This is a genomic window from Pseudomonas sp. zfem001, from assembly GCF_032621725.1.
In the GTDB taxonomy this organism is placed as follows: Bacteria; Pseudomonadota; Gammaproteobacteria; order Pseudomonadales; family Pseudomonadaceae; genus Aquipseudomonas; species Aquipseudomonas sediminis.
Genome location: NZ_JAVYJI010000001.1, coordinates 1,335,826 through 1,357,203 on the forward strand (window position 1 = coordinate 1,335,826; position 21,378 = coordinate 1,357,203).

Here is a 21,378-nt window from a genome sequence, read left to right on the forward strand (position 1 = left end):
CTATCGTTTTAATCTCTAAGCTTGTGCTCAGGCAGTGACGTCCCGCGCTCGGGATTATCCCAAGTCGACGCCATGTCGCGTTTGGCTGCGCGCTGTCGTTTTTGTTGATTGATCGTTCAACTTAAATAAAATAGGCTGTTCTCATAGCAGATTGCCAAGTGCAGAGGACAGCCCATGCCCCGTTTCGCCGAACAGCAGCTCTACATCGGTGGCCAGTACGTCGCCGCCAGCAGCGGAGAAACCTTCGACAGCATCAACCCGGCCACCGGTGAGGTGCTGGCCAAGGTGCAGCGCGCCAGCCAGGCCGACGTCGACCGTGCCGTGGCCAGTGCCACCGAAGGGCAGAAGGTGTGGGCAGCGATGACCGCCATGCAGCGCTCGCGCGTCCTGCGCAAGGCCGTGGACATCCTGCGTGAGCGCAACGACGAGCTGGCCGAGCTGGAAACCCTCGACACCGGCAAGCCACTGTCGGAAACCCGCTACGTCGATATCGTTACCGGCGCCGACGTGCTGGAGTACTACGCTGGCCTGATCCCGGCCATCGAAGGCGAGCAGATCCCGCTGCGCGAGACCTCTTTCGTCTACACCCGTCGCGAACCGCTGGGCGTGGTCGCCGGCATCGGTGCCTGGAACTACCCGATCCAGATCGCCCTGTGGAAGTCCGCTCCGGCCCTCGCCGCCGGTAACGCGATGATCTTCAAGCCCAGCGAAGTCACCTCGCTGACCGCACTGAAACTGGCCGAGATCTACACCGAAGCCGGCCTGCCCGACGGCGTGTTCAACGTGCTCACCGGCAGCGGTCGCGAAGTGGGCCAGTGGCTGACCGAGCATCCGGGTATCGAGAAGATTTCCTTCACCGGCGGCACCGTCACCGGCAAGAAAGTGATGGCCAGCGCATCCAGCTCCAGCCTCAAGGAAGTGACCATGGAGCTGGGCGGCAAGTCGCCGCTGATCGTGTTCGAGGACGCCGACCTGGACCGCGCCGCCGACATCGCGGTGATGGCCAACTTCTACAGCTCCGGCCAGGTGTGCACCAACGGCACCCGCGTGTTCGTACCGCGCATGCTGCAAGCGCGCTTCGAGGCCAAGGTGCTGGAGCGGGTCAAGCGCATCCGCCTCGGCGATCCACTCAGCGACACCACCAACTTCGGCCCGCTGGTGAGCTACGCGCACATGGAAAGCGTGCTCGGCTACATCGAGCAAGGCCGCAAACAAGGCGCGCGCCTGCTGATCGGCGGTTCACGCGTCAGCGATGGCGACTACGCCAAGGGCGCCTACGTGGCGCCGACCGTGTTCACCGACTGCCGCGACGACATGACCATCGTGCGCGAGGAAATCTTCGGCCCGGTGATGAGCATCCTCATCTACGACAGTGAAGAGGAAGTGATCCGCCGCGCCAACGACACCGACTACGGCCTGGCTGCCGGCGTGGTGACGCGCGATCTGAACCGCGCGCATCGGGTGATCCACAAGCTGGAAGCCGGCATCTGCTGGATCAACACCTGGGGCGAGTCGCCGGCCGAGATGCCGGTGGGCGGCTACAAGCAGTCCGGCGTCGGCCGCGAGAACGGCCTGGTCACCCTCGGCCACTACACCCGCATCAAGTCGGTGCAGTTGGAAATGGGCGATTACGCGTCAGTGTTCTGAACACCGTTCTGTGGGAGCGGCCGGGCGGCGCACCGCTTCAGCCGCGAAAGACATCGCGGATGAATCCGCTCCTACAAAGAATCGCCGCCCCCGCAGCCCGGATGCCATCCGGGGACATTCATCCAGGTTTTCCCGGTTCGCAGCCGGGCAACAGGAGGAAGCATGACCCAGGAATTCGACTACATCATCATCGGCGCCGGCTCGGCCGGTAACGTCCTGGCCACCCGTCTGACCGAAGACGAGGGTGTCAGCGTGCTGCTGCTGGAAGCTGGCGGCCCCGATTACCGCCTCGACTTCCGCACTCAGATGCCGGCCGCCCTGGCCTTCCCGCTGCAGGGCCGACGCTACAACTGGGCCTACGAGACCGAACCCGAGCCGTACATGAACAACCGCCGCATGGAGTGCGGGCGCGGCAAGGGCCTGGGCGGCTCATCTTTGATCAACGGTATGTGCTACATCCGCGGTAACGCGCTGGATTTCGACAACTGGGCTACGGCCAAAGGCCTGGAAGACTGGACCTATCTGGACTGCCTGCCGTACTTCCGCAAGGCGGAAACCCGCGACATCGGTCCCAACGACTACCACGGCGGTGATGGCCCGGTGAGCGTGACCACGCCCAAGGCCGGTAACAACCCGCTGTTCCACGCCATGGTCGAGGCTGGCGTGCAGGCCGGCTATCCGCGCACGGATGATCTCAACGGTTACCAGCAGGAAGGCTTTGGCCCGATGGATCGTACCGTGACTCCGGAAGGTCGCCGCGCCAGCACCGCGCGGGGCTATCTGGATCAGGCACGGGCGCGCGCCAACCTGACCATCGTCACCCATGCCACCACCGACCGCATCCTGTTCGACGGCAAACGCGCCAGTGGCGTCAGTTACCTGATCGGTAATTCGAATGACACCATCACCGCCCGTGCCCGCCGCGAAGTGCTGCTGTGCGCAGGTGCCATCGCCTCGCCGCAGATCCTGCAGCGCTCCGGCGTCGGCCCTGCCGCACTGCTGCGTGAGCTGGACATCGCGCTGGTACATGAACTGCCTGGCGTCGGCCAGAACCTGCAAGACCACTTGGAGATGTACCTGCAGTACGCCTGCACCCAGCCGGTGTCGCTGTACCCGGCGCTCAAGCTGCTCAACCAGCCAGGCATCGGCGCTCAATGGCTGTTCGCCGGCAACGGCATCGGCGCCAGCAACCAGTTCGAGGCCGGAGGCTTCATCCGCACCCGCCCGGAATTCGCCTGGCCCAACATCCAGTTCCACTTCCTGCCGGTGGCGATCAACTACAACGGCAGCAACGCAGTCAACGAGCACGGCTTTCAGGCTCACGTCGGCTCGATGCGCTCGCCCAGCCGCGGGCGTATCCAGCTCAAGTCCAAAGACCCGCGCCAACACCCAAGCATCCTGTTCAACTACATGAGCCATGAGCAGGACTGGCAGGAGTTCCGCGACGGCATTCGCCTCACCCGCGAGATCATGGCGCAGCCGGCACTGGACCCGTACCGTGGCCGTGAAATCAGCCCTGGCGCGCATGTGCAGAGCGACGCCGAGCTCGATGCCTTCATTCGTGAGCATGCGGAAACCGCCTTCCATCCGTCCTGCTCGTGCAAGATGGGTGAGGACGACATGGCAGTCGTGGATAGCCAGGGCCGCGTGCACGGCGTGCAGGGCTTGCGCGTGGTGGATGCGTCGATCATGCCGGAGATCATCACCGGCAACCTCAACGCCACCACCATCATGATGGCGGAGAAGATCGCGGACCGGATTCGTGGTCGCCAGCCCTTGCCGCGCAGCACCGCGCCCTACTTCGTCGCTGGCGAGCGCCCGGTGCGCGGCACGCCGTTGCGCAGCCAGCACGACAGGTTAGTCGGGTAACTCCTGGCGGATCATCCAGTGCCCCTCGGGCGGCATCAGCCGGCCGAGGTCGAAGCGATCCAGCGCCTCCGCGTCGAGCATTTCGATCTGCGGGCTCACCAGTTGCGGCAGCTTTTCGCCCTGGAGGCCACGAACGGCCAGATCCAGCGCGATGCGAGCCTGAATCACCGGTGAATCGGTGGGCGCGGCCAGCACCTGCCCCTCGCGAATCTGCTCCAGCACCCGCTCGGTGGCGTACAGCGACAGCACCTGCGCCTCGGAGCCGAGGTTGCGCACCAGCTCCGCAGCGAAGGCCGCCGCCTCGGCATTGGCGATCAGATAATCGAGATGCGGATGCTGCTTGAACAGCTCGCGCGCCAGCTGCGCCTGCCGGCTGCGATCCACCGGGCCGTAGCCGCCATGGATCAGGGTCACCCGGGTTCCCGGCAAGGCATCGCGCAGACCGCGTTCGGCATCCTGCACCCAGCCTGCATCGGCTGGGCCTGGTAGCCAGCCGACCTGAATCGGCCGACCGTCGCTGATGCGCACCAGATACTCGAGCGTGGTGCGCGCCATGTCGGCGAAATCGACCCGCGAGTGTGCGCTCAGCGTTGGGCACTCCAGGCGATTGACCAGATCGATGACCGGGCGGCCCGCCTTGCTCTGCACTTCTGCCGCGCTGCACAGGTCATAGGTGTTGATGCTGGCGACGACGAAGGCATCGGCGCCCTCGGCCACGCAATGCTCGAACTGCTCCACCTGCACCTCGGCATGCTCGTAGCCACCAGCTTCATAGATGCCCAGGCGCACGCCCAGACGGTTGGCCTCCTGATCCAGGCCCCAGGCCACGCCCCACCAGTAGCGGTCCTTGCCATGAGGCAGTAGCGCGCAGATCCGCCAGGGCTGGCTGGCCACCGGCAGAGGCCGGTAATCCAGCAGGCGGCCATCGGCGCGTACCGGGTAAGGGAACCACTCGGCTGCCAGCAGCGGCTGACAGGCCAGCGAAAACCACAGAGAGAACCAGCGCATGAAGCCATCCTTAGCCCTTGCGGGGCGATGTGCCAGTCAACCCAGCGTAGCACTCCCATTGACTCGCGCCTGCCCGCAGCCTGCCGCGGTTGCCCCTGCTGAACCAGCAGCCTAGAGTGAAAGGCACAAACCATGAGAACAGCATGACCAACCCCGCCCTGCTCGACCCACGCACTGCCCGCCTGCTGCCCTGGATAGTCGCCATCGCCTTCTTCATGCAGACGCTGGACGGCACCATCCTCAATACGGCGCTGCCAGCCATGGCGGGCGATCTCAACGAAGACCCACTGCGCATGCAGTCGGTGGTGATCGCCTACATGCTCACCGTGGCCCTGTTGATCCCGGCCTCTGGCTGGGTCGCCGACCGTTTCGGTACGCGGCGCATCTTCTTCGGCGCCATCGCCCTGTTCAGCCTTGGTTCGCTGCTCTGCGCGCTGTCGGAGTCGCTCAGCATGCTGATCGGCGCACGGGTCATCCAGGGCCTGGGCGGCGCGCTGATGATGCCGGTCGGACGCCTGGTGGTGCTGCGTGCTTATCCGCGCTCGGAGTTGGTGCGGATCATGAGCTTCATCACCCTGCCCGGCCTGCTCGGCCCGCTGATCGGCCCAAGCCTAGGCGGCTGGCTGGTGGAGGTGGCTAGCTGGCACTGGATCTTCCTGATCAACCTGCCGGTGGGACTGCTCGGATGTTGGGCGGTATGGCGGCACATGCCCGACCTGCGCGGCCCTGAGCGCAGCCGCTTCGACACCGCCGGTTTCCTGCTGTTCGGCGCCGCCATGCTGCTGATCACCGTGGCGCTGGAAGGGCTCGGCGAGCTGCACCTGCCGACCATGCGCGTGGTGCTGCTGTTGCTCGGCGGCATGGCCTGCCTGGCCGCCTATTGGCTGCGCGCCGGGCGCATCGAGCACCCGTTGTTCTCACCCGCGCTGTTTCACACCCGCAGCTTCGCCGTGGGCATCATCGGCAACCTGTTCGCCCGCCTCGGCAGCGGCGCGCTGCCCTTCCTCACGCCGCTGCTGCTGCAATTGGCGATGGGCTATTCGCCGGCCCAGGCCGGCATGAGTCTGATTCCCCTGGCGCTGGCGGCCATGGCGGCCAAGCCGCTGGCCAGGCCGCTGATCGAGCGCCTCGGTTACCGCAACATCCTCACCAGCAACACCCTGCTGCTCGGCGCCCTGATCGCCAGTCTGGCCCTGGTCGATGCCGAGACCTCGACGCTGCAGTTGATCATCCAGCTAGGCCTGATCGGCGCCTGCAATTCACTGCAGTTCACCGCGATGAATACCGTGACCCTGATCGACCTGGACAACCGCGACGCCAGCAGCGGCAACAGCCTGCTGTCGGTGGTGGTGCAACTGGCGATGGGCCTCGGCGTTGCGTCGGCGGCAGCGCTGCTCAGTGGTTTCAGCCGTGAACTGGGCGACAGTGGGCATGTGTTGCAGGCGTTCCAGGCCACCTACCTGTGCGTCGGCCTGCTATCGATGCTGGCGGCAGCGATCTTCCTGCAACTGGATGCGAAAGATGGCCGCAGCGGTCGCAATATCGAGGTTTCAGCGGACGAATGATCGGGCCTGCTACACTGCCGCCCTGTTTCGCCATCCCCGAGCACTTGCCGTGACCGCTACCGCCTTCGCCAGCCTGCCCATTTCTGCCGCCATGCAGGCCAACCTCGCCGCCATCGGCTATGCCGAGATGACGCCAATTCAGGCCGCCAGCCTGCCGCTGATTCTCAAGGGGCGCGATCTGATCGCCCAGGCCAAGACCGGCAGCGGCAAGACCGCAGCCTTCGGCATCGGCCTGCTGCACCCGCTCAACCCGCGCTACTTCGGCTGCCAGGCCATGGTGCTGTGCCCGACGCGCGAACTGGCCGATCAGGTGGCCAAGGAACTCCGCCGCCTGGCCCGCGCCGCCGACAACATCAAGGTGCTCACCCTCTGCGGCGGCGTACCCTTCGGACCGCAGATCGGCTCGCTGGAGCATGGTGCGCACGTAATCGTCGGCACCCCGGGGCGGGTACAGGAGCACCTGCGCAAGGGCACGCTGAAAGTCGATGGACTCAATACCCTGGTGCTCGACGAAGCTGACCGCATGCTCGACATGGGCTTCATCGACAGCATCAGCGAAATCATCGAGCAGACCCCGGCGCGCCGCCAGACCCTGCTGTTCTCCGCCACCTACCCGCCCGCCATCGAACAGCTTGCCGCGCGTTTTTTGCGTAGCCCGGAGCGGGTCGAAGTGGAGGCACAGCACGACGACGGGCAGATCGAGCAGCGCTTCTACGAAATAGCGCCGAGCCAGCGCCTGGAGGCGGTCAGCACCCTGCTGCGGCATTTCCGCAAACAACCGACCGTGGCCTTCTGCGCCACGCGCCAACAGTGTGACGAACTGGCCGCACAGCTGGAGGCCGAGAAGATTTCCGCCGCGGCCCTGCATGGCGATCTGGAACAGCGCGATCGCGACCAGATCCTCGCACTGTTCGCCAACCGCAGCCTCAGCGTGCTGGTAGCCACCGACGTTGCAGCGCGTGGCCTGGATATCGCCGGGCTGGAAATGGTGATCAACGTCGAGCTGTCGCGTGATGCCGAGGTGCATATCCACCGTATCGGCCGTAGTGGTCGCGCTGGCGAGAAAGGCCTGGCACTGAGCCTGGTGGCGCCCGCTGAAGCCGGTCGCGCCCAGGCCATCGAAACCCTGCAAGGCAAGGAGCTGGCCTGGTACCCATTACCCGCGGCCAAGGCAACGGGTGAGCCGTTGCTGCCGCCGATGCATACGCTGTGCATCGGCGCCGGACGCAAGGACAAGCTGCGCCCCGGCGATATTCTCGGTGCCCTGACCGGCGACGCCGGGCTGCCCGGTAGTCAGGTCGGCAAGATTGCCCTGTTCGACTACCAGGCCTATGTCGCCGTCGACCGCGATGTCGCCCGTCAGGCACTCAAGCGCCTCACTGAGGGCAAGATCAAGGGCAGAACACTGCGCGTGCGTCTACTGTAAGAGCCTGCACACGACCTGCTGCGCGTCGGCGCTACTGCGTTGAAAGCAAGCTCGGACGCTCGTTTTCCTGCCGGATGCTCTGGCTCGCAAGATCGCGAACAGGCTCTTAGGCTGATATAAAGCATCAAAAGGCCTGGGCCGGAGTTACCCATGCGCAATATTCTGGTCATTGAAGACAGTCCACTGGTACTGAAGATCCTCGAACATCTGTTTCGCCAGGAAACCGATCTGGAGCCGATCTTCTGTGCCTCGCTGGCAGAAGCCGAAGTGATGCTGGAAACCTCGGCCGCGCTGTTCTTCGCCGCCATCGTCGACCTGCACCTGCCCGATGCACCGGACGGCGAGAGCGTCGACCTGGTGATGCGCTATAACCTGCCGTGCATCGTGCTCAGTGGCAGTTACAACGAGCAGCGCCGTGATGATCTGCTGATGAAAGGCGTGGTCGACTACGTGCTCAAGGAAAGCCAGCACTCCTACGAGTATGCCTTCCGCCTGCTGCACCGGCTCGATCACAACAGCCACATCAAGATTCTCATCGCCGACGACTCCACCGCGCAGCGCCACTACATTCGCCACATTCTCGAGCCGCACCACTACCAGATCATCGAAGCCAGCGACGGCAAGGAGACGCTGCGCCAGCTGAACGAGCACCCTGACCTCGACCTGCTGGTCCTCGACCATGCCATGCCCGGCGTCAGCGGTTTCGAGCTGGTCAAACTGCTGCGGCAGAAACTGCGCCTCAATGACCTGATCATCATCGGCGTGTCCGCCGACCCCAAGGGCTCGCTCAGTGCGCAGTTCATCAAGCACGGCGCCGATGACTTCCTGCGCAAACCCTTCTGCCCTGAAGAGCTGAATTGCCGGGTGATGTCGACCCTGGAGCGACGCGACCTGCTGCGCGCATTGAAGAAGGCCGCGCAGTTCGATGCCCTGACCGGCCTGAACAACCGCCGCGCCTTCTACGAGCAAGGCATGCAGATACTGCAGAAGGCGCAACGGGAAAGTCGCGAGGTCAGCGTGGCGATGCTCGATCTCGATCACTTCAAGCAGATCAACGATGGCTTCGGTCATGCCAGCGGCGACAGCGCCCTGGTGGTGTTCGCCCGAGCCATGAGCACCGCCTTCCCCGACATGCTGCTGGGCCGCCTGGGCGGTGAGGAATTTGCCCTGCTCACCCTGCACGGCGCGGAGCATGTGGTGCAGGCACTGGATAAACTGCGCCGACAGTGCGCCGGCCTGCACTACGCCGTTGGTGCGCCTGCGCTATCTTTCAGCGCCGGCCTTTACCAGGGTGAACCCGAAGACCTAGAAAGCCTGCTGCACGAGGCCGACATTCGCCTGTATCGCGCCAAGCAGCAGGGCCGTGCCCGCACCGTACTGAGCTGATCAGGGACCGTGGCGCTTCAATGTCGCGGCATAGCTGCCGTCTTCGCTCATGGATTGAATCGCCGCATCGAAACGCCGGGCAATATCGCGATGCTGTGGATGGCTACGGCGTATCAGGATATGCAGACCGTTCTCGCTCAGCGGCAGTGGCAGAAACTCCAGCTCATCACGAATGCTGCTCAGTGTGCGCCCGAGCATGTAGCGCGCGACCAGCTCATCCTCCAGTGCCAGTTGCACGCGCCCGGCATGCAGCATACGCGCGGCGATCTCGAAACTGCCGACCCCGACCTTGAGCAACTGCGGGTCGCTGTCGAACTCCTTGGAATAGGCATACCCCCTGACCACCGCGATGCTGTGCGAGTAGAGGTCAGCAAGGGTCTCGAAGCGAATGTTGCTGCCCTTGCGCTGCATGAAGCGGATGCGATTGACCAGATAGGGCTGGGAGAAATAACCGTACTCGGTGCGATCGGCGCTATACCAGGCGTTGATCAGCACATCGTAATCCCCGCGTTTGAGCCCTAACACAGCACGCTCCCAGGGCACCTCCACATAACTGGTGGTGTAGCCAGCGCGGGCCAGCGCCTGCTCCACCAGATCACTGGCCAGCCCCTTGCCGGGCAAGCGTTGATCATTGAACGGCGGCCAGGGGTCGGCCACCAGACGCAAAAGCTCAGCCGAGGCCGATGCCGGCGACAGCAGCAAGAGCAATAGCCAGGCACGCACGACGGTCATGAGTGGAGATCCATCCGAAATGATCAGTTCTAGTCATAGCAGGCACAACGCCACTCGTCACTGTCTCATATCTGAGACAGTCATTCGCAGTGTGCCCTTCTTGCCAGTAGCGCGCTGACAGAAGCGTCGGCACAGAGCGGTTCGGGTAAACTTCAGCGGTTTTCGCGCGGCGATGGCTGCGTCAGCAGATTCACCTGAGGACATCCCGTGTTGCAAACCGACGTATTGATCATCGGCGCAGGGGCCGCCGGCCTGATGTGCGCAGCCAGTGCAGCTGCCCGTGGTCGCCGCGTGCTGGTGCTCGACCACGCCAACAAGGCCGGCAAGAAGATCCTCATGTCCGGCGGCGGGCGCTGCAACTTCACCAACATGTATTGCGAGCCGAGCAACTTCCTCTCCGGCAACCCGCACTTCTGCAAATCCGCCCTGGCGCGCTTCACCCAATGGGACTTCATCGGCCTGGTGGCCAAGCATGGCGTGCCGTATCACGAGAAGAAACTCGGCCAGCTGTTCTGCGATAACAAGTCCAGCGACATCCTCGAACTGCTGCTGGCCGAGTGCGCAGAAGCAGGCGCAGAGATCCGCCTCGACACCGCCGTGCAAGGCATCGAGAAAACCGACGCCGGCTTCTGCCTGCAAACCGATCTCGGCGCCGTGGCCTGCCAGTCGCTGGTGATCGCCACCGGCGGGCTGTCGATTCCGACCCTGGGCGCCACCGGCTTCGGCTATCAGGTGGCCAGACAATTCGGCCACGAACTGCTACCAACCCGCGCCGGGCTGGTGCCGTTCACCCTCACCGATCCACAACTCAAGGCGCTGTGCACCGAGCTGTCCGGCACTTCGGTGGAGGATTGCCGGGTAAGCTGCAATGGCCAGAGCTTCGTCGAGAACATCCTCTTCACCCACCGCGGCCTGTCCGGGCCGGCGATCCTGCAGATTTCGTCCTACTGGCAGCCGGGCGATACCGTGCACATCGACCTGCTGCCGCACATCGACCTGCCTGAATGGCTGGCGACGCAACAGCGCGAGCGCGGCAACAGCGAGCTGAAAACCCTGCTGGCCGAGCTGTTCACCAAGAAGATGGCGACCCTGCTGGTCGACGCCTGGTTCAGCAACAAACCCCTCAAGCAGTACACGCCTGGCGAGCTCAAGGCGATCGCCGAGCACCTGGCCGACTGGCAACTGGTGCCGGCCGGTACCGAGGGCTACCGTACCGCCGAGGTAACCCTGGGCGGGGTGAACACCGACGAGGTGTCGTCGAAGACGCTGGAATCGCTCAAGGTGCCGGGGCTTTATTTCATCGGCGAAGTGCTGGACGTCACCGGTCACCTCGGCGGCTTCAACTTCCAGTGGGCCTGGGCTTCGGGCTACGCCGCCGCGCAATACGTCTGAGACAAAATTTTGCGCACCATTTGAAGGCGCGCCGGGAACTGCCGGCGCGGCGCAGACTCTGCTGTGAACAGCCTATGCAACGCTGCAATCACAGGGATGACGCCGCATCATGACGTTCGAACAAGGCCTGATCTTCGCCATTCTAATCGCCAGCATGGGCTTGTTCATCTGGGGCCGCTGGCGCCACGATGTGGTCGCACTGGGGGCGCTGCTGGCCTGCGTGATCGTCGGCATCGTGCCAGACCGCGACGCCTTCGCTGGTTTCGGTCACCCGGCGGTGATCACCGTTGCCTGCGTGCTGGTGCTCAGCCATGGCCTGCAGCGCACTGGCGCGGTCAACCGCCTGGCGCAACGCCTGCTGCCCAGCGGCGCGGGTGCTCTAGTGTCCATCGCCGCGTTGACCAGCCTGGGGGCGCTGCTCTCGGCGTTCATGAACAACGTCGGCGCCCTCGCCCTACTGATGCCCATCGCCCTGCAGATTTCCGCGCGCCTGGAGCTGCCGCCAGGGCGCGTGCTGATGCCGCTGGCCTTCGGCACCATCCTCGGCGGCATGACCACACTGATCGGCACACCGCCAAACCTGATCGTCTCCAGCTTCCGCGCCCAGCATGGCGGTGGCCCCTTCGAAATGTTCGACTTCAGCCCGGTCGGCGTGGCCGTGGCGCTGGCCGGCGTACTGTTCATCAGCCTGCTCGGTTGGCGCCTGGTACCCAAGCGCGAAGTGGGCAACGCCGCCAGCTTCGACACTGGCCATTACCTGACCGAGGCGCGGGTCAAGGCAGGCGGTAGCGCCGAGGGCAAGACTCTGCGCGAGATCGAACAGCTGCTCGATGAAGCCGATGCCCAGGTGGTGGCCATGGTGCGCAACAAGCTGCGCCTGACTGCCCCCAACCCGCGGCGTGTGCTGCAGGCTGACGACGTGCTGGTGATCGAGGCCGATCCGGCAGAGCTGGGCGAAGTGCTCGGCAAGCTGGACCTGCTGCTGGAAGCCGAGCGCGAAGCCAGGGAGGCCGAGCAACAGAACGACAAGAACGGTGACACCGAGAAGAAAGTCAGCAACGACGAAGACCGTGCAATGCAGGAACTGCTGGTCAAACCTGACTCCTCGCTGATCGGTCGCTCCGCCAGCAGCACGCGCTTGCGCAGCCGCTACTCCATCAACCTGCTGGCCATCTCACGGCAGAGCCATCGCTCGATCAAACGCCTGCGCTCGACCCTGATCCAGGGTGGTGACGTACTGCTGATGCAGGGCAGCGCCGAGGATATCGGTGAGTTCGCCAACGACTACGACTGTGTGCCGCTGGCCGCACGCGCCATCAACATTCCCGATCCACGTCAGGCCAACCTGGCCCTTGGCATCATGATCCTGGCCATCGTCGCGGCGGCCTTTGGTCTGCTGCCCACGGCGATCGCATTCGCCTGCGGGGTGCTGGCCTACATGCTGCTGCGCCTGGTGCCGCTGCGGGCCGTCTACGAGTCCATCGACTGGCCGGTGATCGTGCTGCTCGGAGCGTTGATCCCGGTGGCTGGGGCGATGTCCACCACAGGCGCGGCCGATCTGCTGGCACGAGTGCTGATGGAAAATCTGGCGCAGGGCAACGCCATCATCACCCTGACCCTGTTGCTGGTGGTGACCATGACCCTGTCGGATTTCATGAACAACGCGGCAACCGCAGCGGTGATGTGCCCGATTGCGCTGAGCGCCGCGAGCCAACTCGGCGTCAGCCCGGACGCGCTGTTGATGGCAGTGGCCATCGGCGCCTCGTGCTCGTTCCTCACGCCCATCGGCCACCAGAACAACACCCTGATTCTCAGCCCTGGCGGTTTTCGCTTCGGCGACTATTGGCGCCTGGGGTTGCCACTGGAGATCCTGGTGGTGCTGGTCAGCATCCCGTTGCTGCTCTGGGTCTGGCCGCTGTAACTCGCCGCCAGGCTAGCCGTTCACCGGGGCTACCCTGCCTCAGAGCTGCTCGATCACGCTGGCCGGCGACTGGAAACGCAGGTCATGTGCCTCGGCGACACTGGCGCAGGTGATGATGCCACGCGCGACATTGAGGCCAGCGAGCAGGTGTGGGTCCTCCTGCAAGGCTCGTCGTGTGCCCTTTTGCGCCAGCGCCACGACGAACGGCAGCGTGGCGTTGTTGAGCGCCAGGGTTGAGGTGCGCGCCACCGCGCCAGGCATGTTGGCCACGCAGTAATGCACCACATCATCGACCACATAAGTGGGCTCGGCATGAGTGGTGGCGCGCGAGGTCTCGGCGCAGCCGCCCTGGTCGATGGCGACATCCACCAGCACTGCGCCCACCTTCATCTGCCGGACCATCTCCGCAGTGATCAGCTTCGGCGCGGCGGCGCCGGGAATCAGTACCCCGCCAATCACCAGATCAGCAGCCAATACCTGCTCGCGCACCGCCGCGCGGGTGGAATAGAGCGTGGTGATGCGATTGCCATACTGGGCATCGAGCCGGCGCAGTGCATCGACGCTCTTGTCCAGCACCGTGACATCGGCGCCCAGGCCAACCGCCATGGCCAGGGCATGGCTACCGACCACGCCAGCGCCGAGAATCACCACCTTGCCCGGCGCCACGCCTGGCACACCGCCGAGCAGGACGCCACGTCCGCCGCGGGCCTTTTCCAGGCAGCCGGCGCCGGCCTGGATGGACATGCGTCCGGCCACTTCCGACATCGGTGCCAGCAACGGCAGGCGCCCCTGTGCATCGGTCACCGTCTCATAGGCAATGCAGGTGGCGCCGCCGGCCATAAGCTCTTCGGTCTGCGCCCGGTCCGGCGCCAGGTGCAGGTAGGTGAACAGCGTGTGATGGGCGCGCAACCTGGCGCGCTCCACTGCCAGCGGCTCCTTGACCTTGACGATCAACTGCCCCTGCTGGAACACCTCGGCCGAGTTCCTGGCGATCTGCGCGCCGGCTTCGAGGTAGTCCTCGTCGGCAAAACCGATGGCCGCACCGGCATGGGTTTCGATCCACACCTCATGACCGAGCGCGCTCAGCTCGGCCACCGACTGCGGCGTGAGACCGACGCGGTACTCGTGGTTCTTGATTTCCTTGGGTACGCCGATTCGCATCACCATCTCCAACCATTGCGGGCCAACAGTCTGAAGTTTAGGAAAGCGTGAGCCGTATCACAGGAAAATCCGTGAGAAAGTTCGCCCGTCCGTCACTGGCCGAACAGCAGGCGCCGCGCCTCGGCCGTGAGCAATGCCTGCGGATCGGCATTCACCTGCTCTACCAGCGCGTAGGCACGCTGCACCGCAGGGCGTGCATCGATGCGTTCTAGCCAGGCGGCCATGTTGGGGAAGTCCTGCAGCTTCTGCTGCTGCATCTTCCACAGCTTGGCCCAGGGGTAGATGGCCATGTCGGCAATGGAGTAGTCCCCCGCCACGTAGTCACGCCCGGCCAGTTGGCGATCGAGCACGCCATAGAGGCGCGCGGTTTCCTTCACGTAGCGGTCGATGGCATAGGGGATCGGCTCCGGAGCGTAGCGCACGAAGTGATGATTCTGCCCTGCCATGGGCCCGAGGCCGCCCATCTGCCAGTACAGCCACTGCAGCACGTCGAAGCGTGCCCGCGTCTCGCGAGGCAGGAACTGCCCACTCTTGTCCGCCAGGTATTCGAGAATTGCCCCGGACTCGAACAGGGCGATGGGCTCGCCGCTATCTGCCGGCGCGTTATCGACGATGGCGGGAATGCGATTGTTCGGTGCGATCTTGAGAAACGCCGGCGTGAACTGCTCGCCCTTGCCGATGTGCACCGGAACAATGCGGTAGTCGAGCCCGGCCTCCTCGAGAAAGATGCTGACCTTGTGGCCGTTGGGTGTGGTCCAGTAGTACAGGTCGATCATTGCTTTTCCTCCACGTGGATCTCGGCCCGCTTGACCGGGCCGTGAGTCGCCTCATACGCCTGCAGGATGCGCGCGAACCAGGCACCCAGCGCCGAATCGTCGGCCCAGGGTTGTGCGCCCAGGCACCATGCCCAGAACAGCATGCCGGCCAGCAGGTAGTCGCAGCCACCGGGCGCCTGGCCTTCGAGGAAGGGCTGATCACGTAGCCACGCTTCCAGCGGCGCCACGCCCTCACGGAACAGACGCTCACCACCCTGCGGATCGGCGAACGCCTCCAGGCTCATGCCCAGCGCCTTCTCCCGGCTACTGCGGAAATAGTCACGATCAGCGGGGTCGATCACCTGCCAGACTCGCGGGACCAGCATCTTCAACAGCGGCGCGCGCACCATGTGAAAACTCAGGCGTTCGAACAGACGGGCGCGCTCGGCAGCCAAGGCATCACCGAGCAGAGGCTGCTGCGGATAACGCTGGTCGAGGTAGGCGAAGATGGCCAGGCTGTCATGCACGGTTTCACCGTCATCGATCAGCACCGGCACCAGCTTCTGTCCGGAAAAGGCGATCAACTCCTTGTCGGTGAAACGTGTCGGCCGGCTCTGCCAGTCCAGGCCCTTGTGCGCCAGCGCCAGACGTATGCGCCAACAGTAGGGCGAGAACACCAGCTCAGGATCGGCGCCGCACAGCTCGAACAATTCCCGCATATCAGCTCCTTTAAAAACCAGTCAGTCCAGAATTGGACGAAGAAAAACCTGCGCAACACCGCTCATGCGCAATCCAGGCTGGCCATCACCACCGCCACGGTGGCGCGAATCGAGTCCGCCGGCACTGCGGATTTCACCTGGGTACGCAGCCCGCTCATCACGCACTGCAGGTAGCCGGCACGGGCCGCAAGGTCCTGGGCATTGCTCAGCTCCCCGCAGGCCACGGCGCGTTCGAGCGCCTGCTGGAAAATCTGGCAGATGCCCGCCGTGGCCTGTTGCAGCACCGGCACCAGCGCTGGCTCCGACAAGGAAAATTCATTGGCGACGTTGACCAGCATGCAGCCACGCGGCACGCCATCGGTGCCGTCGTCCTCCAGCACGCTGAGCAGACGCTCGCGGATAAAGGTGAGCGGCGAGGCGCTGGTCTGCAGTTGCTCCAGCAGCAGGGCGCGGCGCTGCGCCACATACAGGCTGAAGGCCGCGACGAACCAAGCCTGCTTGCTCGGATAGGTCTGATAGAGGCTGCTCTTGGACAGCCCGGTTGCCGCCTGCAGATCCTGCAGCGACGCGGCCTCATAACCGCGCTGCCAGAACAGCTGCATGGCATTTTCCAGGGCCCGGTCCGGGCAGAAGTTTTTGGGGCGTCCACGTGTCGTCATAAGCCGAATTTAGAACCAATCGGTCCAAATAATCAACACGATCTGCGTACCGCTACCGATACCCAGTGACCGATGAGTTCCGGTAGGCTTCATGCATCGCTTCAGATCAGGCTTCGTATGCCCCGCCCTCGCCTTCGTCAATCACTGCGCCGCCTCTGGGCACTGGACAAGTTCAGCGCCAGTCTGCGGGTGTTCATCGCCCTGGCCGGAGCCCTTTCGCTGTGCTGGTGGCAGGGCTGGATGCATGGGTTGATCCCGCTATTTCTCGGCATCATCGCCAGCGCCCTGACCGAGACCGACGACAGTTGGCAAGGCCGCCTCGGCGCGGTGCTGGCCACCCTGGCCTGCTTCAGCGCAGCAGCCTATGCGGTGGAGTTCCTCTTTCCCTATCCCTGGCTGTTCGTCATCGCCCTGGCCTTTTCCGCCTTCTGCCTGACCATGCTCGGCGCGCTCGGCGAGCGTTTCGCCACACTGGGTTCGGGCACGTTGATCCTCGCCGTGTACAGCATGATCGGCGTAGAGCAGCGCGGCGGCGTCGCCGGCCTGTGGCTGGAGCCGCTACTGCTGGTGGCCGGCGCCGCCTGGTACGGCCTGCTTTCGGTGATCTGGCACGCGCTGTTCGCTCATCAGCCGGTGCAGCTCGCCCTGGCCCGGTTGTTTCGCGAACTGGGCAAGTATCTCAAGCTCAAAGCGGCGCTGTTCGAACCCGTGCGCCAGCTGGATGTGGAGCAACGCCGCCTGGAGCTGGCTCAGCAGAATGGACGCGTGGTCTCCGCACTCAACGCGGCCAAGGAGATCATTCTGCACCGGGTCGGTGGCGGTCGACCGGCGCCGAAGGTCAATCGCTACCTGAAGCTGTACTTCCTTGCCCAGGACATTCACGAGCGCGCCAGTTCGTCGCACTATCCCTACAACGAACTGGCCGAAGCCTTTTTCCACAGCGATGTGCTGTTTCGCTGCCAGCGCCTGCTGCGCCTGCACGGCGAGGCCTGCCAGCGCCTGGGCAGCGCCATCGAGTTGCGCCAGCCCTTCGAATACCGCGAACTATGCAGCCAGGCCCTGGAAGATCTGCATGCTTCGCTCGATCACCTGCACCTGCAGAGCAACCCGGCCTGGCGCCGACTGCTACGCTCGCTCGGTGCATTGGCCGGCAACCTCGCCAGCCTCGACCTGCTGCTCGGCAACGCCAGCAACCCCGACGCTCTGGCCGATGAGCAAGACAGCAGCCTGCTGGACCGCGAACCGCATTCGTTGCGCGAGGTCATCGAGCGGATCGGCCAGCAACTGACGCCCACTTCGCTGCTGTTCCGCCACGCGCTGCGCCTGTCCATTGCCCTGGCGGCCGGTTACGGCCTGCTGCATTTGATCCACCCGACTCAGGGTTACTGGATTCTGCTGACCACTCTGTTCGTCTGCCAGCCGAACTACGGCGCCACGCGCCTGAAGCTGGTGCAGCGTATCGTCGGCACCCTGATCGGCTTGGGCCTCGGCTGGGCATTGTTCGATCTGTTCCCCGACCCACGCATCCAGGCACTGTTCGCCGTGATCGCCGGGGTCGCCTTCTTCGCCACACGCAGCACCCGCTACACCCTGGCCACAGCGGCGATCACCCTGCTGGTGCTGTTCTGCTTCAACCAGATCGGCAATGGCTACGGCCTGTTCCTGCCGCGCCTGGTCGACACCCTGCTCGGCGGTATGCTGGCCGGGCTGGCGGTATTCCTGATCCTGCCGGACTGGCAGGGTCGACGCCTGGGGCGCATGTTGGCGAGTACACTGAGCTGCAACAGCGCCTACCTGCGGCAGATCATCGCCCAATACGCGCGCGGCAAGCGTGACGACCTAGGCTACCGCCTGGCCCGACGCAACGCGCATAACGCCGACGCGGCGCTATCCACCACCCTCGGCAACATGCTGATGGAGCCCGGCCACTTCCGTAAGGACGCCGACCTCGGCTTTCGCTTTCTGGTGCTATCGCACACCCTGCTCAGCTATCTGTCCGGGCTCGGTGCCCATCGTGGCGAGCAGTTGCCACAGGCGGCCCAGGCACAGTTGCTGGAGCAGGCCGAAGCGCTGGCGGTCAGCCTCGATGCGATCGCTACCGGCCTGCGCGGCGAGCAGCCGCTGGCCATCCACAGCGACGAGGAGCAAGCGCTGGCACAGAGCCTGGAGCAGATTGCCGATGACGTCGACGAACGCCAGCGCCTGGTGCAGACGCAACTGGCGCTGATCTGCCGCCAGCTCGCGCCGCTGCGTACCTTGGCCGTGCATCTGCAGAAGGATCGCCACTAGCAGGCTCATGGGGCTTTCTGCCACTATCTGACGACGCCGAGCTCCCAGACCTTGCCCATGCCAGCCAATCGACACACCGCCCTCGCCTACCTGGTCTCGCTGCCGGGTCTGCTGTTGGTGTGCAGCCTGCTTTTTGCCAGTCAGGCCACCCTCGCCAGTACGCGCCTGGGCGATAGCAGCGCAGCACAGGATCTCTACGGCCTGGTCGACTTTCTCGCCGATCCTGAAAGCACCCTGAGCCTGAACGACGTTCGCGCTGTCGATGCCCCTTTCCAACCCTCGTTGAACCGCCGTGACCTCAGCTTCGGCTACGTGCCGGGGGGGATCTGGCTGCGCCTGGCGCTGCAATCGGATGCCCAGCAAACAAGCGTCTGGCGCCTGGAGCTGAACTACGCCTCGCTGGACGAGGTGCGTCTGTACGACATCGGCACCGATGGCGTGCGCGAGTCGCACAGCGGCGACACCGTACCCTACATGCAGCGCAGCGTCGGCCATCGCAACCCGGTATTCGAGATCGTTCTGCAGCCCGGCGAACAACGCACGCTGTACCTGCGCGTCGACTCGCGTGGCAGCATGACCCTCAGCGGCGCGCTGATGTCTGCCCGCGATTTCGAGCAACACAGCCAGAACGGCTATCTAGTGCACGCCATCTACTTCGGCGTACTGATCGCACTGGGCCTATACAACCTGCTGCTGTTTCTCGCCCTGCGCGAGCGGCCTTTCCTCAATTACGTGCTGTTCATGTGCGCCTTCGCCCTCAGCGTGCTGTCGCTCAATGGCCTTGGCGCGCAGTATCTGTGGTCTGAAGCTGCGCCCTGGAGCAACCGCATGCTGCCGGTAAGCCTGACGACGGCGGCGCTGCTGTCGGTGGTTTTTGCACGCAGCTTTCTCGATACCCGCCAGTGGCTGCCGCGCTGGGACAAGGGCCTGCTGATACTGTCCATCGCCATCGGTGGGGCCGTATTGGCCAGTATGCTGCTACCACTGCAGCGCGCGCTGCAGCTGATGTCGCTGACCGGCCTGATCGCCACCCTGACGCTGCTGCTCACCAGTTTCGTCTGCGTCGGCTACCGCGTACCCGGCGCTCGCCTGTTCGCCCTGGCCTGGCTGATGTTGCTGACCGGCGCAGTGCTACTGGCACTGCGCAACTTCGCCCTGATTCCGTCGAACTTCCTGACCCTGTACGCCATGCAGATTGGCTCGGGGCTGGAGATGATCCTGCTGTCCTTCGCCCTGGCAGCCCGTTTCAACGAACTCAAACGCCAGCGCGAGGCCGCGCTGCAACTCAACGAACAGATCCTCGCCAAACGCGTCACCGAACGCACCATGGCGCTGGAGCAGGCCAACCAACGCCTCAGTGAGCTGGCCCTGCAGGACCCGCTGACGGGCCTGGCCAACCGCACCGCCCTGCAGCAGCATCTGGAGCAAGCACTGGCGCGCAGCCTGCGACGCAATGAATTGCTCGCGGTGATGTTGATCGACCTCGACGGTTTCAAACCAATCAACGACCAACACGGCCATGGCTTTGGCGACCAGGTACTGGCCGAAATAGCCGGTCGCTTGCGCCAGTACATCCGCGATGCCGACCTGCCAGCGCGTCTGGGCGGTGACGAATTCGTGGTGATCTGCGAGAACGTGCAATCGGCCGAGGATGCGCAGGACCTGGCCAAACGCCTGCTGGAAGGCCTGGACACGCCGATGTACCTGGAAGATCGTGCCGTACGCGTCGGCGCCAGCATCGGTATCGCCCTGAGCCACGGCGCCGACGATGCCACTCTGCTGATTCGCCTGGCTGATGCTGCGATGTACCGGGCCAAGGCCGAAGGTCGCAACCGCGTACAGCTGGCCACTCAAGAGCTTTGAAGAGGGGCCGCTGCCCCTCTCATCACCCCAAATCCGATAGCCCGCCATGGACAAGAATCAGCTGCTGCAAGACGTACTCGCCCACCTGCAGGCCGATCTCGAACAGGCCAGCCTCGCCGCTCTCAGCGCCCACGAAGCGGCCACCCACGAAGAGAACGTCGCCGAGAACAAGTACGACACCCTGGGCCTGGAAGCGGCCTACCTGGCCAGCGGTCAGGCGCGCCGCGTCGAAGAACTGCGCCAGACCCTGATCACCTGGCGCCAGTTGCGCCCGCGGCCGTTCGACGAGGTGCAAGGTATCGAACTGGGCGCGCTAATTCTGCTGGCCAGCGAAGACGGTCATGAGCAGTGGCTGTTTCTCGGTCCGCAAGGTGCCAGCATGAAGCTGCAGCATGCCGGGCAGAATATCCAGGTACTGAGCAATGCTGCACCGCTGGGACGCCTGCTACTCGGCAAGCACCCCGGCGACGAAATTACCCTGCCGATGGGCCAGCGGCTGCAGGCCTTCGAGGTATTGGCGGTCGATTGAGGGCGCCTCTAAAACCGTAGGCGAGGCAGTCAGCGCAAGGCAAAAACAGGCAAAGAAGCGCAGTTTACGTGTTGTAAATGAGCATTCTGAGCCTGTTTTTAACGCCGCGATGGCAACGCAGGTAGTTTTTAGAGGTGCCATTGAGCGGAACTATCTGCGCATGGGTGGGGTAATTAACGATGAACCTCACGTTTGGAGAGCCCATCATGGAAAAGCCCATCCACAGCCTGCCAGCCCTGTTCAAGCAACTTGGCCTGCCCGACGATGCCGCCAGTATCAACGCCTTCATCAGCACCCATTCGCCACTGCCGGACGCATGTAAGTTGTCCGATGCCCCGTTCTGGACGCCAGCGCAGGCCGCGCTGCTGCGCGAAGAAATTCTCGAAGACGCCGACTGGGCGCCAGTGGTCGATCAGCTCAACGTGCGCCTGCACGGCTGATACCGCGCCTGGCATCA

Annotated in this window: 17 protein-coding genes; 11 read left to right on the forward strand and 6 right to left on the reverse strand. The window is 64.3% G+C overall.

Annotated elements, in window-relative coordinates; genetic code table 11:
- Positions 1-174: 174 nt before the first annotated feature.
- Complete coding sequence (gene betB / locus RTH74_RS06270; protein WP_316914110.1) at positions 175-1,647, forward strand: betaine-aldehyde dehydrogenase; 1,473 nt, start codon at positions 175-177, stop codon at positions 1,645-1,647.
- 162 nt (positions 1,648-1,809) lie between these two features.
- A complete protein-coding gene (gene betA, locus RTH74_RS06275) occupies positions 1,810-3,516 on the forward strand; it encodes a choline dehydrogenase (protein ID WP_316914111.1) in 1,707 nt (568 codons plus the stop codon).
- Here betA and torT read toward each other — a convergent pair.
- The gene (torT, locus tag RTH74_RS06280) at positions 3,505-4,524 is read right to left on the reverse strand and encodes a TMAO reductase system periplasmic protein TorT (RefSeq protein ID WP_316914112.1); all 1,020 of its coding nucleotides are present in this window, start codon (positions 4,522-4,524) and stop codon (positions 3,505-3,507) included. The two genes, betA and torT, sit on opposite strands and share 12 nt — an antisense overlap.
- Before the next feature lie 143 nt (positions 4,525-4,667).
- On the opposite strand from torT, the gene mdtD reads away from it, so the two are divergent.
- The 3 genes from mdtD (at position 4,668) to RTH74_RS06295 (ending at position 8,901) form a co-directional block, all read left to right on the forward strand.
- Positions 4,668-6,089, forward strand: a complete 1,422-nt coding sequence (mdtD, locus tag RTH74_RS06285) for a multidrug transporter subunit MdtD (protein ID WP_316914113.1) — start codon at positions 4,668-4,670, stop codon at positions 6,087-6,089.
- A 49-nt stretch (positions 6,090-6,138) separates the two neighbouring features.
- Entirely contained in the window at positions 6,139-7,515 is a 1,377-nt protein-coding gene (dbpA, locus tag RTH74_RS06290) for an ATP-dependent RNA helicase DbpA (RefSeq protein WP_316914114.1), read from the forward strand.
- Positions 7,516-7,665: 150 nt separating this feature from the next.
- On the forward strand, positions 7,666-8,901 hold the full coding sequence (locus RTH74_RS06295; protein ID WP_099522850.1) for a diguanylate cyclase: 1,236 nt from the start codon (positions 7,666-7,668) through the stop codon (positions 8,899-8,901).
- Here RTH74_RS06295 and RTH74_RS06300 read toward each other — a convergent pair whose 3' ends face one another.
- Complete coding sequence (locus RTH74_RS06300; protein WP_099522851.1) at positions 8,902-9,633, reverse strand: substrate-binding periplasmic protein; 732 nt, start codon at positions 9,631-9,633, stop codon at positions 8,902-8,904.
- Positions 9,634-9,840: 207 nt separating this feature from the next.
- Between RTH74_RS06300 and RTH74_RS06305 the strand changes: the two genes are divergently transcribed.
- Both RTH74_RS06305 and RTH74_RS06310 read left to right on the forward strand, forming a co-directional pair.
- Positions 9,841-11,025 (forward strand): NAD(P)/FAD-dependent oxidoreductase, encoded by a 1,185-nt coding sequence (locus RTH74_RS06305; protein WP_099522852.1) that lies wholly within the window; start codon positions 9,841-9,843, stop codon positions 11,023-11,025.
- A 109-nt stretch (positions 11,026-11,134) separates the two neighbouring features.
- Positions 11,135-12,946 (forward strand): SLC13 family permease, encoded by a 1,812-nt coding sequence (locus RTH74_RS06310; protein WP_316914115.1) that lies wholly within the window; start codon positions 11,135-11,137, stop codon positions 12,944-12,946.
- Positions 12,947-12,985: 39 nt separating this feature from the next.
- On the opposite strand, the gene ald is transcribed toward RTH74_RS06310, so the two are convergent.
- From ald to RTH74_RS06330, 4 genes are all read right to left on the reverse strand, one after another.
- On the reverse strand, positions 12,986-14,107 hold the full coding sequence (ald, locus tag RTH74_RS06315) for an alanine dehydrogenase (protein ID WP_316914116.1): 1,122 nt from the start codon (positions 14,105-14,107) through the stop codon (positions 12,986-12,988).
- A gap of 92 nt (positions 14,108-14,199) precedes the next feature.
- Entirely contained in the window at positions 14,200-14,883 is a 684-nt protein-coding gene (locus RTH74_RS06320; protein ID WP_316914117.1) for a glutathione S-transferase N-terminal domain-containing protein, read from the reverse strand.
- Positions 14,880-15,581, reverse strand: a complete 702-nt coding sequence (locus RTH74_RS06325) for a glutathione S-transferase family protein (protein WP_316914118.1) — start codon at positions 15,579-15,581, stop codon at positions 14,880-14,882. The genes RTH74_RS06320 and RTH74_RS06325 overlap by 4 nt, the downstream gene beginning before the upstream one ends.
- 62 nt (positions 15,582-15,643) lie before the next feature.
- Complete coding sequence (locus RTH74_RS06330; protein WP_316914119.1) at positions 15,644-16,183, reverse strand: TetR/AcrR family transcriptional regulator; 540 nt, start codon at positions 16,181-16,183, stop codon at positions 15,644-15,646.
- Positions 16,184-16,357: 174 nt separating this feature from the next.
- Between RTH74_RS06330 and yccS the strand changes: the two genes are divergently transcribed.
- From yccS to RTH74_RS06350, 4 genes are all read left to right on the forward strand, one after another.
- Entirely contained in the window at positions 16,358-18,529 is a 2,172-nt protein-coding gene (gene yccS / locus RTH74_RS06335) for a YccS family putative transporter (protein ID WP_316914120.1), read from the forward strand.
- Positions 18,530-18,586: 57 nt separating this feature from the next.
- Positions 18,587-20,392 carry a diguanylate cyclase gene (locus RTH74_RS06340; RefSeq protein WP_316914121.1) on the forward strand — a complete coding sequence of 602 codons (1,806 nt, stop codon included), beginning with the start codon at positions 18,587-18,589 and terminating at the stop codon, positions 20,390-20,392.
- A 46-nt stretch (positions 20,393-20,438) separates the two neighbouring features.
- The gene (locus RTH74_RS06345; protein ID WP_316914122.1) at positions 20,439-20,921 is read left to right on the forward strand and encodes a transcription elongation factor GreAB; all 483 of its coding nucleotides are present in this window, start codon (positions 20,439-20,441) and stop codon (positions 20,919-20,921) included.
- Positions 20,922-21,127: 206 nt separating this feature from the next.
- Positions 21,128-21,361, forward strand: coding sequence for a DUF2789 domain-containing protein (locus RTH74_RS06350; RefSeq protein ID WP_099522861.1), 234 nt, complete (start codon positions 21,128-21,130; stop codon positions 21,359-21,361).
- Positions 21,362-21,378: the final 17 nt, after the last annotated feature.

Coding starts and splice junctions, on each gene's coding strand:
- betA (WP_316914111.1), top strand. CDS start 1,810: ATGACCCAGGAATTCGACTACATCATCATCGGCGCCGGCTCGGCCGGT.
- RTH74_RS06325 (WP_316914118.1), bottom strand. CDS start 15,581: ATGCGGGAATTGTTCGAGCTGTGCGGCGCCGATCCTGAGCTGGTGTTC.
- RTH74_RS06330 (WP_316914119.1), bottom strand. CDS start 16,183: ATGCAGCTGTTCTGGCAGCGCGGTTATGAGGCCGCGTCGCTGCAGGAT.
- RTH74_RS06350 (WP_099522861.1), top strand. CDS start 21,128: ATGGAAAAGCCCATCCACAGCCTGCCAGCCCTGTTCAAGCAACTTGGC.
- RTH74_RS06340 (WP_316914121.1), top strand. CDS start 18,587: ATGCCAGCCAATCGACACACCGCCCTCGCCTACCTGGTCTCGCTGCCG.
- torT (WP_316914112.1), bottom strand. CDS start 4,524: ATGCGCTGGTTCTCTCTGTGGTTTTCGCTGGCCTGTCAGCCGCTGCTG.
- RTH74_RS06345 (WP_316914122.1), top strand. CDS start 20,439: ATGGACAAGAATCAGCTGCTGCAAGACGTACTCGCCCACCTGCAGGCC.
- mdtD (WP_316914113.1), top strand. CDS start 4,668: ATGACCAACCCCGCCCTGCTCGACCCACGCACTGCCCGCCTGCTGCCC.
- RTH74_RS06295 (WP_099522850.1), top strand. CDS start 7,666: ATGCGCAATATTCTGGTCATTGAAGACAGTCCACTGGTACTGAAGATC.
- betB (WP_316914110.1), top strand. CDS start 175: ATGCCCCGTTTCGCCGAACAGCAGCTCTACATCGGTGGCCAGTACGTC.
- yccS (WP_316914120.1), top strand. CDS start 16,358: ATGCCCCGCCCTCGCCTTCGTCAATCACTGCGCCGCCTCTGGGCACTG.
- RTH74_RS06320 (WP_316914117.1), bottom strand. CDS start 14,883: ATGATCGACCTGTACTACTGGACCACACCCAACGGCCACAAGGTCAGC.
- RTH74_RS06300 (WP_099522851.1), bottom strand. CDS start 9,633: ATGACCGTCGTGCGTGCCTGGCTATTGCTCTTGCTGCTGTCGCCGGCA.
- ald (WP_316914116.1), bottom strand. CDS start 14,107: ATGCGAATCGGCGTACCCAAGGAAATCAAGAACCACGAGTACCGCGTC.
- RTH74_RS06310 (WP_316914115.1), top strand. CDS start 11,135: ATGACGTTCGAACAAGGCCTGATCTTCGCCATTCTAATCGCCAGCATG.